Source organism: Sphingobacterium kyonggiense (genome assembly GCF_039536825.1).
GTDB lineage: Bacteria > Bacteroidota > Bacteroidia > Sphingobacteriales > Sphingobacteriaceae > Sphingobacterium > Sphingobacterium kyonggiense.
Map to the genome: position 1 here is coordinate 107775 of NZ_BAAAZI010000007.1, position 19068 is coordinate 126842.

Genomic DNA, 19068 nt, shown 5'->3' on the forward strand with positions numbered 1-19068 from the left:
GCTAATTCTTCTCATCGTGTGATTTCGTTTTCAAATTGGTTCAAAAATAAGCGTCCATCTAATCTCCATTCAGTTGGAACAGTATAACCTAGCCAATAAAAGACTTGTGGTAATAGATCAACAGTCCTGAATGGTACAGTAATCTTACAAGAAGTCCCTAATCGATCGTAATCCTTTATAGGATCCTTACCACTTATTGTTAAATCGGCAGCCTTTCCTACAATGCTATTCTTCCATATCTTTTTGTTCCCAGGGAAAAATATTTGGTCATAGGAAGCTATTAAATTGGCGTAATTTGGATCAGAAGGTGGTATAGTGGTTTGACAGGCCAACCTGGCAACATCTTCATTGGTCAAACTGGAATTCCACACACGCACATTTCCATAATCAGCAGATGTGATAGCATAAAATTCATCTTGTTCATTGAATCCAAGGGTAAAGGGATAATTATTACTGATACTTTCTACCGTGAAGTTTGCCATAGTAAAATACTCTCTTTGCACACCGTTAATATACCATCTAATAACAACTGAATTGGCGGTATAATTTTTTATGGAAATTGCATAATGATTCCATATTCCATCAGTACCTCTAGAAATAGTTGCTTTTGAATTATAGCTTCCGTCGTCTAAGCGTAAAGAAAATTCATTCCTCCAACCGATAATACTCCAACCCGGTGTATTAGGCGCTATGGCAGAAGAATCCTTCCCGATAAACTGATTACTATAAAATGTGTAACCGCCAGAACTTTCTAAGTTTAACCAATAATTATCTGGGTAAGTACGCATTCTAAATTCGATTAATAGCTCCCCAGTAGTACTAAAATTAAAGGGTTTAGAACCTTCATCATCAGGGCTCTGAGCTCGATAACCCATCTCATCGAATCCGCGTGGGTTGGTATTATTTTCCGAATGTTTTACAACCATTGGATAATACCCATAGCCATGAAAGTAGGAGAATTTATCATCCTCAAACTTTTTCTCACTTAATCTTGGAGCGCTGTAAAGGGCGAAGGTTTCTAAACTTGCATTTTCGCCATTTGCTGTTATACCCGTTGTTGTACCGCCGAAAGAAGAAGTAATAATAACCATCCAGTCCTCCTGCTCTACATTTGTTCTTTGTTGTATAGCATCTAAAAGTTTTCCAATATGAGCATCTGCTTTTTGAAGTGCTTCTGTATATTTAGAATTTTCTACTACAAAACCACCGTTTTTTCCAGCAATCACCGGATCAGTCAATTCTACTAAACAGAAATCTACAGCTCTTTTACTTAGGACATCAACTGCTGATTTCACCAAATCAACGTCATTAGCAGAAACCAAACGCTCGGTAGCACCTTGTGATATCACGCTGCTTAACTCTTTCGATTGCATGAATGAATAACTGATTAATTCCGTATTCAAGGTATTCAATCGAGTAAAAAGACCCGGAACGCCAATGTTTTTAGCAAAACCGCGACGACTTTGATCCGTGACGCTTTTAAAGGATAAATCCTTTATTTGATGTGAACTGTAATCATAGCCTGAAAACTGTGTGCTCCATGCCGTTGCTTCACCATTTGCTGATCCGGCAAGGGTTTTAAAACTATACTTACCAACAGCCATCAATTTTTCAAGATTGGCCAACTTGCCTTTATTAGCAGTCAGGTATCTTTCAATTTCCTTACCAGGTAGACCATCCATCTGAACAAGTAAAACTTTTCTGGCAAATACTTTTGTAGAATCTACACCAGCCCTTTCTCCTTCTAAATAGCCCGGGGTACCATATTTTTTACAGGATGCGAATAAAACTATCGCTAAACCAAATAACCATAGAAATCTATTCATCTCTTAGTGCTTAATATCATAAAATAAACCCAACTCACTCAGTGCTACTAATGTAGTACCACTACTATTAACTTCTGGGAATGCTACACGAACATATTGTGCATCCACAATTTCATCTAACTCCAGTTCAATCCTTCCTGAACCTCTCTGAGGTAAACTTGAGAATGTCTTTACTAATTTCCAGGTATATTGATCCTCACTGGTATACACCTCTATTTTCTTAGCCATATTCCCAGTAGTACCTTGATTCCCGTAGAATAACCCTTTAAATGATTCAACCCTCGTTAAATCAAGATTGACATAGACAGGTAATGTAGTCACAACCTCACACGTACCTGTACAAGTACGCCAGAAAGTTGAATAATTCTTATCGTTAATCTTTTCAAAACCATTGTTACTAAACGTACTTACATTCGTGGTATACACGAAATAACCGTGATTCAGATCGTATTTGGAAGCAACGGGTTGATCACCTTTTGTCTTATCTTCAGGGTTGTACTCCCAAATTGCTCGTTCGAGTGGTTGGTAATTTTTACGAATTTCTTGTTGAACAAAATAACTTGGATAAATACCCCATTCTTTCAAAAATCGTTGGTAATCCTTTCCAGTAGCTTCTGAAAGAGTTTTATAAAAAAAGTCAATCTGATTCTGTGCAATTAAAAAATTCATCGTGCTTAATCGACCTTCAGAAAATATTTTTGCCAATAGTTTCCAACCTGGCTCACCAGTTTTACCGATAGCTTTTTCCATGATTTGAATAATTGGTGTAGAGAAAATCACCGAATGATATATCGATGGATAGTCAGCGGCCAAAGTCCCTAAATCACGCTTGGTTGTACTATTAATAAATTCCATCGCATATTTGTGCGAATTAACAATCAAAGGATCTGTATTATACAATGGCAAGTTCAAGCGTTGTGCTGTGCGGTACATGTAAACTGTCTGCATGCTTGGAGCTATAGTTGACCACATCCATCCTCTTGATTGAGCTTGGTTTTGTCCAATTAAAGAATAAACTTTACGAAGAGCTTCTTTCTTAAAATCGAAAGCCGTTAAGGATGATTTCGATAATATATCTTTAAAATTATCATCACTTAATTGCATCATCCAAGGGAATCCAGAATGGCTTCCTAATAATGGTTGAATATCAAATACACAACGGTCTACATATTTAGGACCTTGATCCTTTGTGTCTGTTGTCAATCCAAAACCTTGCAATTGGTAAAAATCCTTCTCATAAACTTCATCCCAGAATGTCAATGCATATTCAGGATCCATATCATTTAGATATTTAAGGACATAATTTCTAGGGACAGAAAAACTAATGTTTTTTCCTTGAAACTCTACCCAAGGAACATCTTGTTTCAATATATCCTGTTTCCAATTGGCAAGATTTGTTTTCCCTAAGATAAAGTCTGGACTACGAACAGCACCTTTAATTTTAACAGCCATAATATTAGCAATCGGTGCGACATCTGCTTGTAATAAAATCGTACCACCAAAAGGGTTATTCACTAAATTTTCACCTGGTAACAATACTGCAGTCATGGTGATTTTATCATCTCTATGCAAAGCTCCCTGCTCGATTAGGTAATCGGTATGTACACCAATTTGTACTTTCATCCCTTGAATACCTTCAGGGATAGTAATTCGAATTGGTTCTCCAGCAGGAGCATATAAGCCAGTATTTAAGATAGCTTTTGGCGAAAAATTAGTTCGGATAATCTGCGGATTAGGATTAGCATATCTAAAATCCATCTGCACGGTTGTATCCGCTATTCTTTTCACATTATCCCCTACCACCCCAGGAAATACTTTAGCTTTTTCTAAGAATCTGGTATCTTTTTTATCGGAGCCATAGTAATCATTTCCAGTCTTATCTCCTTCTGGGTAAGTGTTATCAAAATCATACCCATACTTACCACAGGATTGGAATACCAATGCTGCGCAGAATAAACTATATATAATTCGTTTCATAAGTTGATTTAGCTAGTGATTAGTATTCTAAAATTAAATATGGAGGTTGCCAAGATTGTCCATCCAGCTTCCAATCCTTACTCGGTAATATGCCAAACCATTGATAAATAAATGGTGCTATATCCACCTGATTAGGCACTTCTTTATATTTTGATAAAGGCACCACGGACTGAATAAAATCGCTTTTTAATTGATCGGTGACAAAGGTTACTCTATTTGCAGAAGCCATGGTAAATCCATTTCCAGATGCATCAGATAAGGTTCTACTACCATTATTATCCTCATAAGTTGGCCAATAGCCTAAAAGATTGTCAAAATATGGGGAAACCTCAGAATTAACTGTTGAAAGACCAGCATACTTAGTGACATCTGCGGCAGTCCAGGCAAAATCATAGATTTGAAAATTACAATAAGAATAATTTCCACTATGGTCCTCAAAATTGTAGAAATATCCTAAACCTTGGTTATTTAAAACAGTATGCACTTTACCTATTAATAAAGGCTCATCATTCGTTAAATCCAATGCTTCTACATCTTTTTCCGCAGCTAGAATTCCATCAATATATATGGAAGCCTTTGCAGTAGCACGATTAACTGTCACAGTGATAACATGCCAGTTTGTATCCTCAATTTTAGTTGTTTCAATAAAACCATCCATCCCTGTTACTCGGAAACGAACTGTAGCATCGCTATTTACCATCGTTTCCCAACCACGTAAAAATGGATTGACATTTCCACGCTTACGAATAATCGTAAGTTCCTTTCCGATAGTAGGCAAGGCAATCTGTTTTGCGAAAAAGTTGACCGTAAAACTCTCTGAATAATCAAAATTAAATTTATCAGCATTTCTTAAATGATAAACCGCCACGAAATTTGAGCTACTATAAGGCACACTCATGACACTTGTTGAAAAATTAAATGGTGAGGTAACTGGCTTTGTCACCACTTTCTTTGAAAACAGTGGCGAATAAAAATAAGTGAATACATCACGTTTACTGTCAGCAAATCTTGTAGGGTCATTAGGATCCTTATAAGCAATTTCACCACCATAAGAAGAGGTAACTACCACTAGCCAATTCTCCTTTAAATAATCTGGTCTACTTTTAATAGATTCCGTTAATTCACCAAGTTGAGCATCTAAGGTGTTAATAGCATCACGGTATTGTGCATCATCTGTTTCAAAGGAACTTGCCATTCCAACTTTATAAGGATTCGACAATTGAGTCACAATTAAATTAACATCATCTTCTGTTTGGATTGCGGCTTTTGTTTTTGATACAATATCTGCATCATTTGCTAACACCTCAGATTGATCAATTTCTTTAAGCAAGGAATTTTTCAATTTATTATCCGTCACATATGCTAAACTGTTAAACTTTGGAACAGAGTTTTTAATACGACCAATAAAAGTAGGATAGGCATCCCCTTTCCAGGTACTTAAATCGTTAAGAACCTCACTTTTTTCACTCGTCACACCTGTAAAGATATTCGCATAACCTGTTTCTTTCGTAAAGGCACTATTCGTAAAATCACCTAATGAATTATTACAATAAAAGGCATTTTTTGCTATCATCCTAAAATTCACAGGCTCCATTACATTCAGCATTTCACCACGAACACCGTCTACAACAACCACCAATACCTTTGTCATAACAGCATCTTGTGCATCAGGATCAGAATTATATTCCTTAGTTAATTTCTCAAAATCCTGACTACAGCTAACCAAGAAGAAACTGGAAACCATGAGGACTAAAAAGGTTAATATTTGATTAGTATTTTTCATAGTTTAATTTTTTACGATCAATTTGAATATGTTAAACACATTTTTCCCATCAACTGAATTGATCATCCCCGAAATATATAAACATGGATGACCCGCTGCTGTCACCCCTTCATTGATACTGGAAACTCGACCAACTATAGGACCCATATTGTTGAAATGTTGTTTTGCCTCTCCATTAGATTCAAGAATCAACAAGTTGGATCTTCGAACGTTATTATAATTTTCAAAATCACCGAAAACAACAACTTTTGAATTATTCATGAGCATGGCATAATTAGGTCTGCGATCATCGGTTGTACCAAACTTAAATTGCTCGTCGATCTGTCCATCCTCTTGTAATACAACTACTCCATTGGCAGGTTGCCCGTTGAACGTTGTAAAACGTCCTGCAATTACCATTTTATTTAAGCGACTATTATAGAAAATACTGTAAATCTCATCGTTAGCTCCTGAACCAATTTGAAACCCTTGGTCTAAGGTACCGTCTGCATTGAGCGCAAAAATTCGGTTTCTAGGTTGTCCATTATAGCTTGTGAAATTTCCTACAACAACTAATTTTCCAGAAGGAAGTAATACGGAAGAGCCAACCGTCCCATTTGTACCCGTATTATTACTATTATAGTTTAAATCAAGCTTTCCATCTACCCCGATTTTCGCAATATTCCGAACTAGAATTTGTTTTTTAGAATGGATAGTTTTAGTAGATTGCGTGTAATCGATATTGCTGTATTGGGTGAAATTACCCACGGCAATAACATCCTCACGATCGGTCAAAAACAGTTTCTGTATAATACCTCCTTCTAATGAAGCATTAAAGTTTGATACAGTATCAAATGAATCATAAGGCCTGGCAAGGTTATCATTTAATACGGCAACCCGTAACGTATCTAAACTACCATTAGCATTTAAACGCGCCAAGTTGCCTACCTGATCTTTATTATACTGGGTAAAAGGTCCTGCCACATAAAATTTATTGTCAGCACGTTGCACAATACTGTTTATGGTGCCCACAGCCCCAATACCTTGTACCAGCGGAACATTTGATGCGATTCCTTCTGTGGTAATGCGTTGAATACCACCTAGAATAACATCATCATAATCACTAGGATCAAATCCCCTATTAACAAATATCTTATAGGTACCTACAGCAATAAAGTTTCCTGGATTTGCACGATCAGATAATAATTGATTAATTGGCCCATTGAAACCATTCGAAGTATAGAATGCAGGATCCAAATAAACATTTCCATCAATTGGTACTTTAGGTCCGAAATAAATTTCCTCCCGAATCTTCACTTTAATTCCACCGGTAGCAACTTGGTTAGGTACAATAAAACTAACTGTAGAGTCCGTTACTTTTTGTAAAACACATAATTGCTCATTTAGAAACAATTCCATTTCCTTTTCATACTGCTTGGTACCACGTAAGGATACTTGAACAATATCTCCAGGTTTAGCAGCAGGAATCGGACGATTTAAATGTTCAAAATAAACGCCAAGTGGAGCCTTTCCTTCCGCATAAGGATCTTCCCCCGTAATTACATTTTTACTGCAAGCACTAAAAAGCCAAACAAAGCCTATTGCTGCAAATAAAATGATCGTTATATTCTTTCTTTTATTAATCATGACCTTGAATTAATTAACTAAACCCTTACTGTAAACTGATGAGATGAATTTGAAGGTATCGAATCCAAAATTGTGTTTATTCAAGTTTAAAACATGCACTACGCCATTGTTAGTCTTAATGTTGGAAGTAGCAACAGGCGCATTAATCATAGCTCCTAAGGCTTGTAAATCACTAAGGTTATTGATGTAGGATATATAGAGCTGTCTATAACCAGCATATTTTACCACTTGGCTACCACCAGAACCAGATGACTTCACATCATTATACAATACGCCTAAATTCATATTCTGATTTGCTACAGTAGCAAAACCTTGTCCTGGATATACATTCATATTCAGGGTATCAATTTGAGGTACATCTTTTAGGAATAATACCTTATTGAAAATGTATAAGGAGAGGTAAGATTTCCAGATATCTGGATGAATCTGCTCTAAACGAACAACTGTATCTTTACCATTATCATATAAAAACTTATTTAAGGCATTTACCGAACGTTGAATGGTATAATCAGGAGCAGCAAAGAAACTGTTTGGGTTCTTATCTATGAACTCCTCCATACCTGCTAGTTTTATCACCTTGGAAAGGGAGTCAAACAAATCAGGTCGGCTATGTATAAATTCCAATGAGCTACCATCAAAAACACCCTTTTGTACTCCGGTATCATGGAAGTAATCCTTCTTACAAGCTACTCCTAAGAATAAGGTTCCAAAAAATAAGATTGCTATTATCTTTTTCATAAGGTCAAATAATTAATTGTTCCAAAAGGTATTTAATACCATTTCTGGATTGTTTAATAATGCTGATCTATCAATTGGCCAAGTCCAAGCTCCCTTAGCAAAGTCAGAAGATAAAATCGGGTTTGTTGTATAAGCTGGATTTGTTGCCTTTTTCGTACGAACTAAATCAAAGAAGTAATGGCTTTCACCAAACAATTCTCGACTTCTTTCAAACCAAATGGCATCCTTAAGTTCATCCAAACTCATAGCACTGTTCAATGCACTTGCTTCCGCACGATTACGGATAACCATTAATTTTTCATATGCTGGTCCTGGCTGATTTAGGTTAGCATAAGCTTCTGCCTGCAATAAAATACAATCAGGTAGTCGAAAAACAATCTGGTTATTATTAGGCACTAAATCATTGATTGCCAATTGGGCTTTAGTATGGAATTTTTTACAATCAAAATAAGTAGGATTATTAGGAATAGAAGGATCCATATCGCCGTTAAACCACAAAGCTTTTCGCTTATCAGGTTCGTTTAATGGATATAATTTATTCATATAATCGATATCATATTTTACGATTGAGTAAAATATTTGGGCAGTATTGGATACCCTACGAGATTTAACCATCTGCGCAAAAGTCAAAGCCCTATTGAATACTTCTCCTGAGAAATTTGAATTTTGGGTAATCTCAAACAATCCTTCTTTTGAACGCCCCTGGAAGACCGTCTCAATGTTGTCTATGTTCACCAAACCATACGCATTTTGGTTCTCATTCAGTAGTTCATCACCTAAAGTAATGGTACGTTGGTAGTATTCATCCTTTTTAGATTCTGAAAACCCAGCTAACCACATATTGGTATGCATCATTAAAGCAATTGCTCCACCACGTTGGGCACGACTCCCTACTTGTGCATTGTTTGAATATGTCCATGGAAGATCTTTATAATATTCAGACATATCCTTGTCGATGTTGGCTAATACTTCCAACATATTGGTACGACCAATAACCTTATCAAAATATGCTTCAGTATAATAAGGTACATCTCCGAAAACACGAACTAAAAAGAAATAACATAGATTACGGACAAATACCGCTTCAGCTGTGTATTGCTTTCTTTCACGTTCAGACAAATCAGGTCCACCCTCTTTATTTATCTCAACTACAGCAATATTTGCTTTTTGAATAATTTGATAAAAACCAGACCAACGCTTTACAAGATCAAAGCGGGCAAAATCTCTATGAGGAAAAGCAGGTAAGTAATCATATTCAGATATATTGTAATAATTATATATTTCATCTAAATCATTAGTTCTCAATAGAGAAAACATTTTATAGGCCTTTAAATCATCGGGCAAACTGGGATGGGCAAACACGACAGGTGCAGCACGAAAATCGCCAGTTGCTGCTAAAAAGATGCTTGAAGTCGTTGTCGCTCTGAAATCATAAAATAAGCCTTGCATATACATCTCCACATCATTACGATCTTTCCAGAATTCATTCCCAACTAAATCATCGTAAGAACGAACATCCAAGAAACTCTTTGTACATCCTCCGAACACTAATAAGGAGAACAGGCTAAGTGTGATTATTAATTTCTTCATAGCTCTTAAAATTGAATGTCTAAACCAAATGAAAATGTTCTTGCTCTAGGGTATCCATTAGAGCTATCGTATCCTAATGATGTCATCAACTCCGGGTCTGGACCAGAATACCTGGAAAAAGTATAGATGTTGTTAGCAGTTAAGGATAAACGTGCAGAAGAAATGTTCCAAATTCTTCTTAATAATTCTTTCTTGAAATTATAGGACATGGTCATGGTATTGAATTTAAGATATGACCCATCTTCCTGGAATAAAGTAGAGTTATGACGGAATGCATCAACAATAGTCGCTCTACGGAAATCAAATGGATAAGGAAAATCAGGATTACTAGATCCATTTCCATAATAGTTATACATATCGATAGGCACCAAGGAAGTTGAAGCACCAGGATTATAATAATTCTTAAAACGATCTGCTAATGCAGAGTTAATCACATCACGTTTCATCAAATAAGAAAAATTGGATAACAAGGACCATTGCTGATATTGTAGCGTGATGCTAAAACCACCAACAATTTTCGGCTGAGAGTTACCTGCAATTACTAAATCCCGTTCATCTAAAATATAATCTTTATTCAAATCTGTAAATATTGGATCACCGGCACGGAAGAAGTTATCCGCTCCAGTATTAGTTCCAACCCGATATCGCAAGCCTGTAGCAGGGTTAACCGGTACATCCTCATCAGTTAAATAAACACCACGGTAGTGATAAAGCACATTAGATGTCGTATTACGTCCTAAACGTTTCAAAATATTGGTATAACCACCTGCTCCAAGCATCTCTTGTCTGCTATCATTTGCTAAACGCGTCAAATAATCATTGTTAATCGCTACGTTAAAATTGATCGATCCTCTCCAGTTGGTATTTTTAAAATTAGGACGGTAAGAGAATGAAAACTCATTACCAATATTTACCATCGCTTGGGTATTCAATTTTATAGCTGAAAATCCATTCACATCAGTTAATGGCACATTTACCAACTCATCATCTGTCTGTTTATAATAAAATTCATAAACGAAGTTGAAACGGTTATTAAACATCGAAATGTCTGTACCAAGGTTAAACGTGGTGTTTGTAACTGGCAATAAATTGGTGTTTGGAAGAGTTGCTAAATTCAATGAAATAGCTGGATCACCATTATAAGTTCCTTGAATTAAAGAATAACGGCCAAATGCATCATACCTTGTACCAACTGGCACAATATTTCTACCAAGTGAAGTACGAATGGAAGCTTCATTTAACCAATCAATTTCTTTTACAAAATTCTCACGATGAATATTCCACCTTAATCCAACAGAAGGGTTGATAGTCCATGGTTTTTCAATGCTTCGAAGCGATGAACCATCCATACGATAGGATCCTTCCACAATGTATTTATTATCATATTGATAAGTGAAAGCAGCAGCATAAGATAGAGATCTTGATTCCGACTGGTTCTCTAATGTTCCTCCAGTAGATTTTGTACTGCTGTATCCAATACCCGATTGAATATGGTCATTTCCTGTTCCAATAATACGCATGGCTTCTGAAATATTATTGGCAATACGCATCTCGTGGAATGCATAAGCAGATATATTGTGTTTCGGAGATAAATCCTTACTGTATCTTAATAAGTTACGGTTGTAAATACTATTATTATTGGAACGGAATACATACAATAAATTACTTCCTGCATTTAATAGTTCAGGCGTAAATTTATCTTGATGCTGAATATTATAGGCATATTGACCTGTAGTAGAGAATCGTAATCCTTTCAGGATTTCATATTCTATATTAATATTGGTTGATAAATTTCCAGTCTTATTATCCGATTCCATTGCTGTTGCCAACAAGGCATCATAACTACCCGCGAAAATAGAAGGTGAAGGCAGTAGCGATGAGGTATTGGCACTACTAGCCACCCCCTTTTGTTGGTAAGCATTTCCAGATCCTAAACTATTGCGTACTAAGCCTCCATTTACATAAGCTGAAATCAAAAATTTATTATTAGGGCGGAATTGCATATTAGAGTTTAGGTTATACCTGGTAAACCCTGTATTTGCTATAATTCCATATTCTTTCGAATAACCAGGTGCCAGCTTATAGTTAAAGTTCTGGTTACCACCACTGATATTTAAGTTTTGATTTGTATTAAAAGTGTTCCCATAGAAATAAGACTGCCAATTGGTGGCATTATTATAATAAGGGTTAATTGAATCGGCTAACATAGGTGTGTTATGGATCAACTTTAAGCCATTCAAATAAGAAAGGTCATTATTTAGAATAGAATAAATACGAAGATCTCTTTCTCCTTTACCTCCAATAACATCACGTAACCTAGGAACAGTATTCAAGAAATACCTAGATGTATAAGAGATCATAGGAATTTGAGAATTTCCACGTTTAGTAGTTACCAAGATAACACCATAAGCACCTTGCGCACCATACAATGAAGTTGCTTGAGCATCTTTTAAAATGGTCACAGATTCAATATCATCAGGTGGAATCATTGCCAATGGAGAAATACCTGTTCCCTGAGTTTGGAATCCATATTCGAAGTTATCTGTATTCTCGATTGGCACCCCATCTATTACGAATAATGGCGATGTGGAGGTCACATAAGCATCCGGTCCCTCTCCTACGATATTTGCCGTATTTACACCTCGAATATTAATACTGCCTGCCATACCAGGTGTACCTGTATTTAATTGTACATTTAAACCTGCAGCTCTACCTTGTAATAAATCAGTGAAGTTAGCTGCTGGAGCATCTTTAATATCGTCCATCTTAATCACAATAGCAGATCCTGTAAGTGTTTCTTTCTTACGACCCACATATCCAACAACAACCTCTTCTATCACATCCGTTCTGGATTTCATTACAATCTTTATCTCCTTTTCATCTGTAGGAACTGTGATGGTCCGTGTAACATAATTTAAATGTCGAATGGTAACAGTTTTTATATTCACTGGAACTGAAACACTAAACTTTCCATTTAACCCAGTATAACCATATGCTTTAGCATTATTAGTTGTCGCAATGGTAATATCTGAAATTGGATCACCATTTTCATCCACAATAACACCATGGAATTTACGCATTTGAGTTTGCGCAAAAGTTGAAAAAAAGCAACCTAGTAGAACTATTAATAGTAATTTTTTCATAAATTAAGTAGTCTTTAAATGGTCAGATTAATCGTTTTCAAATTTTGGACTTTGTCCTCTGAACCAAAACTGGATTTCCCAGTTCCCCTCTTGATAGATTGCAAATTGATGTCCCAAACTTGCCTCTATATTCTTCCCATCCTTCCCTAGACGGTCATACCGCAATTTAAATCTTGCCTGATCTCCAGTAGTATTGGTAAATTGCGTAGGTATACTCACTAAAGGAATGGGATAACACACCTCATAAATCACTTTGCCACCCTCGAACCTTGGATTAAAACCATGCACTAAATTCTTAAAGTCTGTCTTTGAGAACTTTTGGATATCAATCACTTTCCCAACTGAATCAATCACAGAAATGGTTAATGTTTTTGAACCACTAGTTTCAGATACATTTCTTAAAAAATAAACCTCTACTTCTAGATCAGCACCTTCTTGATGTCCAGAAATATTTTCCTTAATTCCTGGATAAACAAATGGATTTCTTAAAATTCCAGAATTCTCATCCATATCAATAGGATTATAAGGCCTTGCTCTTTTAGCCTGAAGTTTTAAATTTCTAAAATGCTGTTTACCACCAGAATTTTCATATTCTATGTCGAATAGATAACCCTGATGAGGATAGGTATGTATTTCAGGATAATTAGGTGTGTTCCAAAATGTTAAATTGCCATTTTTCTCACTAATCTCCATAAAGGAATGATATTCTACCACTCGCTTCTTTTCGATCTCTTCAACCGAAGTTTCATTTGCCAGTATATTGATTCTTCCAGATCTTTACGGCATATTTCTCTTGCAATTCTGGTGCTGGCAATCCTTCAAAGGTGCGAACATTTTGTAAACGAAAAGTCAATGGTAATGAAGAATTCTTACCTACATTAACTAGATTTTGAAAGTATTCAGTCTTACCTAAGAATGGTTCAAATTTGGTCCTAGAAATGGATATATCCTTTCCTAGATTATCTAAATCTTCTGGAATATTTGACATACAACTATTCAAGAAGACGGCAAATAATAATGGAAGCGAAGTCCATACAATTGCCTTGCAAATATTTGGTTTCAAATTGGTCTCTTTCATCATTATTTAATTAATGTCTTAGCAATTTTTCCATAACCAAATTCATGGTACGGGTTCAATACATGTAGAATTCCGTTGTTACTTTTTATATCCACCAATTCTGTAGTAGCTTTCAACCAATCCTTTTCAGTTGTTAAACCATTGGTATCATTTAAATCAATTTGTAATTGTCCGATATTTTGCAAACCTGAAGCTGTAGAATTAAATGCTCGAATATTCATGACGTAGTCCTTCTTATAAGAAGGGATACTAAGTCCATCTTTTGATTCTAACAAGGTATTTGTGGAATACTCCTCCACCATCATATAACGGTACAGTAAACTATCTATCAATTCAATGGGAATATCCTCTAAATACATTGGACCTAATTGTCTTTGCTTTCGCTGGGCGTTAAGATTGTTAATGGCAATCTCAAAGGATTTATTTGATGGAGCGAAAAAACTAATCCCTTTTTCTGAGTCAAGGAAAGTCTTCAACTCAGGTAAATAATCCAAAACAAGAATTAGAGAATCGAATTTATGTGGCTGTTTAGAAAGGTAGCTATAAATAGACCCATCAAAAGTTTGCTTTTCATTGTAATCATAATAATGATCATCTGATTTCTTACAACTCCCAATAAAGTATAAACAGGCTATTGGAAACAGTATATATAGTATGTTTTTCATTTTCATATTTCTTCCTTTATTTCCAATATTCATTTTGAGTAATTTCTGAGTTATTCTTTATCACGACAGGAGCTATCGGCCAAAGGAATTCACCTGAGGCTATTTGATTCAGTCTTTCCGGATTGCTCTTCAACTTGTAGAAACGTTGTAGGTCATAAAAACGCCATCCCTCTCCTAGTAGCTCTTTACGACGTTCTTTAAATATTTCATCCATTAAAGGTCTTCCAGGTTCCATGGAGATGGAATATGGTGTCGCCTTACGCATATTTTTAATCCTATTTAACATCACCACCGATTCTCCTGTTCTACCCATAGCAGCTAAAGCCTCTGCGCGTAGTAAAACGATCTCCTCTAAACGAGTAAAAATCAAATTAGAACCAAACTCTGCGAACTTACCATCCTTGATGATATTGATCTTGCAGAACACCGGATACAATGATGCTATGTTCTTGAAATAAGCTTCATTATATAATCCAGAGGATGCAATAAATCCGAATCGCTCATCATATAAGTCTTGGAAAATGGAGGTGATACTATCGCGGCTTACATATAGGTCTGGTTGAGTCTTATTAATAAATGGTGCTGCTAATACCAATTGTTCAAAATGTCCGGTATTAGATGCTTCCAAATTGGTATAGGAACCTGAGATACTAAACAATTGTGAAGGCTCATACGCATTAGAGAAAACCCCTGTAATACCCGTTAATTTGTCAATTCCGATATCAGAGGTATTTAAATTCCCATTATATTGAAGATTGGCAGAAACAACATTATCAAGAATGAACTTAGTGTAAGCATCTACATCAATGTATTTCCCTTGCCATGCTGCAATATTTGCCATGATGGCATAAGCTGTAGACTTATTAAAAAGGATGTTTTTCCAAGTTTTTGCCAATTCACCATAATACTGCTGATTGTCAATACCATATTGAAAAGGTAAATATTCTGTAGCCTCCATCAATTCATTTTGTGCAAACTGTAAGACTTCTGTGGCATTGGTTTTCTTGAATTTTGGGAAACCCTCCGAATTGTCAAAAGAAGCAGTAATCAATGGAACATCTCCCCAAATCCGCACCATGTAAAAATATGTGAAGGCACGAATTAGTCGAGCTTGCGATACATCGATAGCCAGGTTATCACGCGTATAACGACTATCTGTTTTGATCACCTCAGGAGCACGTTCAATAAATAAATTTGCCGCATTGATGACCGCATAAAAACGCTTCCAGTTGGAAAGATCTTCAATTAATGGAAAAGACTTCTTTAAATCATTTTCAACAACAGCTTTCAAATCTTGTCTTGCAGTAGACTGAAAATCTCCCATTCGAACTTCCCCATATATCCAGTGTGCATTATTGCCAACCATAGCTGAGCGGAGTAGACCATATATACCTAATAGTCCACCTTTGGTATCGGAAATACTTTCCCAATGTTTAGCCTCTGGTGCAATTTCATAACTTGCAATATCCAATTTCTTATTACAGGAAATAAAACTTGCACTGCATAAAAATATCAGGAGGAAAAAGCAAATAATCTTATTATAAACCATGTTATTCATAACTTTAGGGTTAAAAATCTAATCTAAATCCTGCAATTAAAGACTGCGTTATTGGTAATCCATAGCCATCATAGACGCCATTGAAATTGACCATTTCTGGGTCATTACCGGAAAACTTAGTCAAGGTGAACAGGTTATTAGCAGTTAGGTAAATGATACTCTTTTTAATACGCGCCTTCTTTGGAAAAGCACTAGCCAAGTCATAGCCTAGGCTTACTGAACGTAACTTCAAATAGGATGCATCTTCCAAAAAGAGATCTTGATTTACTTGATATGGCATGGTGCTACTCCATACGTTATAGATTGGGTAGTTAGCTGTCTCTATTTCCTGTTGCCATTGGAAGATTTCACGAACAGAGCCCATATCATTCTGTCTTGCTCCGTCAATAAAGTTGTAGAAATTAGAAGCACGCTTGTTTAGTGCCTTATTTCCAAGCGAGAATGCTAAAGAAACATCCAATGTGAATTTATTATAGCGGAAAGCATTTTGGAAACCACCATAGAAATAAGGTGTAAATCTTCCTTTTAAGACTTTATCATCCTCTGTAATACTGTAGTCAGCATTTTGGTCAACCCATTTTGCATCACCTACGGAAAAAGCATTACCACGGTAAGATAAGGGTAGATTTGTTTGAGGATTCACAGGTACATCGGAAGCAGAATTGAATATTCCATCGTTTTCATATAACCAGAAAGAATCTATTGGTTTTCCAACCTTAATTAAATGTCCGCCATTTTCTATTTCTTGTAAGCCTGATGGCAAAGCAGAAACTTTATTACGATTTAAATTGGTAGACAAATAAGAAACCCAACCGAATCCTTTATCTGCTTCTTTTTGCCTTACAATATCAGCTTGAACAGAAAAATCAATACCCTCATTGCGAACAGTTAATCCGTTTAAGAACTGTCCTGCATATCCATATTCTTGCGCGATTGGCACTAGAGTAATTTGATTTTTAGTGTCCTCACGATATACAGAAAGATCAAAATTCAAACGATTCTGTAGAAAAGATTTCTTGACGTTTACCTGATGACGATCAGCATAAGCCCATTTCAAATCGTATCCAACCCATCCAAAAGAATAACCTCTAGATAAAGTCGCATAACCATAATATGAAAATACACTAGGGTTTTCTTGCCAACCTAGGTCAGATTGGTATTGAGGTCCTGTTGCAAACTTGCTGCTAAAATTAGGCTTACCAATTCTAGAGAACCCATAGCTTAATTTAAATGCTTCGTTACTATTTAAATCTTTCGATAGATCATATTCTATTCGAGCTGCCGGACTAAATAACCAACGGCTATCCGGTTGAACAGTAGAAGCACCATCACTACGTAAAATCGCTTTTAAGGATAGTTTCTTTTGATAAACATATTCAAACTGTCCATATAAAGAATGTAAATGGAACCTTTCTCGATTATTCCAACGATAAGTAGTTAATGCAGAATTACCAGTCAACTCTTCATTCTGTCCACTTACTATATTTTTACGGATATAATCACTTGGACCATTATATACTCTAGAATATAAATAACGGTATAAATCTTCTGAATAGTCCGAACCTACCGTCGCATAAAAATCATGACCTGCAGCTAATACCTTATTATATTTCAATTTATTGGAGAACACATATCGTTGTGTATAGCCGTTATAAGCGGACATATAATTCACACCATCCATTAAAGCTTTTGGATAGAATAAATTCCTATTCCCCTCTTGATAATCCAACATGAAGGAAGTTGAAAACTGAAGGTTTCTAAGAATGTCAGCAACAATATCCAATCGACCTTGAATAAAATTGGTATTATTATCATCAAGACCTAGCTCATCATAAACATTCAACATATTACCATAAGCAGCCTTGTTTGGAGAAATAGGGCTTGATAAATCTGGTATGTAATCCATCTCTGAAAGACGGTCTCTAATATTTTTATTGCGATTGCGATCTAGTTTTCGGGCATTTATATAAGAACTTGCTTTAAGCCATGTAAATGGCAACATTTTGATACCAAATAATACATTATAACGTTTCAACTGCGTTTCATCAGCAGTACTTCCATTCTTGGTATGGCCTGCATAAAAGGTAAAATTCGCTCGTTGATTTCCACCTGACAAATTAAAATCAACGTTATACGAAATAGGATTTGAATAGTACAAATCACGCCAATTTGAAGGACCATAATAGACTTCGCTATTTTTATCCTTCAAGTAATTAGGTGTTTTTTCTATCTCTTCTTGCGTAGCATATCGCTCATAAAATGTGTTTCTAAATTGACTTTCATAATCAGCATTAATAGGTGTAACTATTGGTTTTGAACCCATACCAAAATAGGAATTCACACTAAACTGCGTTCTTCCTGAAGTAGGCTCAACTGTTGTAATCCAAATTGCACCATTTACTGCCAAGGGTCCTAATTCAGCTAATCGAACAGGATCCTTTATAATTTCAATAGATTTGATGGAACCAAAATCGATGGAATTTCCATAATCTATTGCAGGGCCAATACGATTGAAATCATAGCGTTGAATATCATAAGCAAAATTGCTTTCATATGGAACAGGAATTCCATTGACAAAAATAGCAGCTTGATTATTAATAATATCCTTATTATTGAATTGAGGCGATCTTATGCCACGGATCAACATGTTTTGATAGGCTCCGGGCTCACCAGTTGGTGTTTGATTATACAAGCCTGAAACGCGGCCTTTTAACATCTCTGCCAAACTAGAAGAAGTCGTTTGTTTTAAATCCCGAATGACCACTCGCTCTGGAAGGTAGTTGAATGTTGTTCTTCCAGGACTGTTTCTATCTTGACTTACAACATTTCCTAAAGAATCCTGTACAGAATTCCCTGCTCCTGAGCTTTCTTGGATTTGACCAAACAAAGGACTGGAAAGAATCGTAAAATGAAACAAGCTTATAGCAAGTCCTCTTTTCAAACTTTGGGATCTTATCATAATTTGGTTAATTTTTTTAGGCAATACAATCTGCTAGGTTAGTAGCTTAATCTGTATCTCGAAACGTTAGTGTGAACTTTTCGATTTAATTAATTTCGATAAAAGTACATTATAATCAGCTTTTC

Annotated in this window: 12 protein-coding genes; all 12 read right to left on the bottom strand. The window is 35.8% G+C overall.

What is annotated here, in order from left to right:
* Nucleotides 1-11 precede the first annotated feature (11 nt).
* From ABD676_RS09310 to ABD676_RS09365, 12 genes are read right to left on the bottom strand one after another with little or no spacing between them, the layout of a single operon-like run.
* Nucleotides 12-1826 carry a LamG-like jellyroll fold domain-containing protein gene (locus tag ABD676_RS09310; RefSeq protein WP_344674396.1) on the bottom strand — a complete coding sequence of 605 codons (1815 nt, stop codon included), beginning with the start codon at nt 1824-1826 and terminating at the stop codon, nt 12-14.
* Between the two features lie 3 nt (nt 1827-1829).
* On the bottom strand, nt 1830-3803 hold the full coding sequence (locus ABD676_RS09315; protein WP_344674397.1) for a M60 family metallopeptidase: 1974 nt from the start codon (nt 3801-3803) through the stop codon (nt 1830-1832).
* 19 nt (nt 3804-3822) lie between these two features.
* The gene (locus tag ABD676_RS09320) at nt 3823-5586 is read right to left on the bottom strand and encodes a LamG-like jellyroll fold domain-containing protein (protein WP_344674398.1); all 1764 of its coding nucleotides are present in this window, start codon (nt 5584-5586) and stop codon (nt 3823-3825) included.
* A gap of 3 nt (nt 5587-5589) precedes the next feature.
* Nucleotides 5590-7212 carry a DUF5008 domain-containing protein gene (locus ABD676_RS09325; protein ID WP_344674399.1) on the bottom strand — a complete coding sequence of 541 codons (1623 nt, stop codon included), beginning with the start codon at nt 7210-7212 and terminating at the stop codon, nt 5590-5592.
* 9 nt (nt 7213-7221) lie between these two features.
* Nucleotides 7222-7950: a hypothetical protein gene (locus ABD676_RS09330; protein WP_344674400.1), complete on the bottom strand. Its 729-nt coding sequence runs from the start codon at nt 7948-7950 to the stop codon at nt 7222-7224.
* Nucleotides 7951-7962: 12 nt separating this feature from the next.
* Nucleotides 7963-9540, bottom strand: a complete 1578-nt coding sequence (locus ABD676_RS09335) for a RagB/SusD family nutrient uptake outer membrane protein (RefSeq protein WP_344674401.1) — start codon at nt 9538-9540, stop codon at nt 7963-7965.
* Nucleotides 9541-9545: 5 nt separating this feature from the next.
* Nucleotides 9546-12683 carry a SusC/RagA family TonB-linked outer membrane protein gene (locus ABD676_RS09340; protein WP_344674402.1) on the bottom strand — a complete coding sequence of 1046 codons (3138 nt, stop codon included), beginning with the start codon at nt 12681-12683 and terminating at the stop codon, nt 9546-9548.
* A 27-nt stretch (nt 12684-12710) separates the two neighbouring features.
* Nucleotides 12711-13397: a DUF5007 domain-containing protein gene (locus ABD676_RS09345; RefSeq protein ID WP_344674403.1), complete on the bottom strand. Its 687-nt coding sequence runs from the start codon at nt 13395-13397 to the stop codon at nt 12711-12713.
* Nucleotides 13398-13428: 31 nt separating this feature from the next.
* Nucleotides 13429-13764 carry a DUF5007 domain-containing protein gene (locus tag ABD676_RS09350; protein WP_344674404.1) on the bottom strand — a complete coding sequence of 112 codons (336 nt, stop codon included), beginning with the start codon at nt 13762-13764 and terminating at the stop codon, nt 13429-13431.
* Nucleotides 13764-14426 (bottom strand): hypothetical protein, encoded by a 663-nt coding sequence (locus ABD676_RS09355; RefSeq protein ID WP_344674405.1) that lies wholly within the window; start codon nt 14424-14426, stop codon nt 13764-13766. The genes ABD676_RS09350 and ABD676_RS09355 overlap by 1 nt, the downstream gene beginning before the upstream one ends.
* 16 nt (nt 14427-14442) lie before the next feature.
* Entirely contained in the window at nt 14443-15984 is a 1542-nt protein-coding gene (locus ABD676_RS09360) for a RagB/SusD family nutrient uptake outer membrane protein (RefSeq protein WP_344674406.1), read from the bottom strand.
* A 10-nt stretch (nt 15985-15994) separates the two neighbouring features.
* Nucleotides 15995-18943, bottom strand: a complete 2949-nt coding sequence (locus ABD676_RS09365; RefSeq protein WP_344674407.1) for a SusC/RagA family TonB-linked outer membrane protein — start codon at nt 18941-18943, stop codon at nt 15995-15997.
* Nucleotides 18944-19068: the final 125 nt, after the last annotated feature.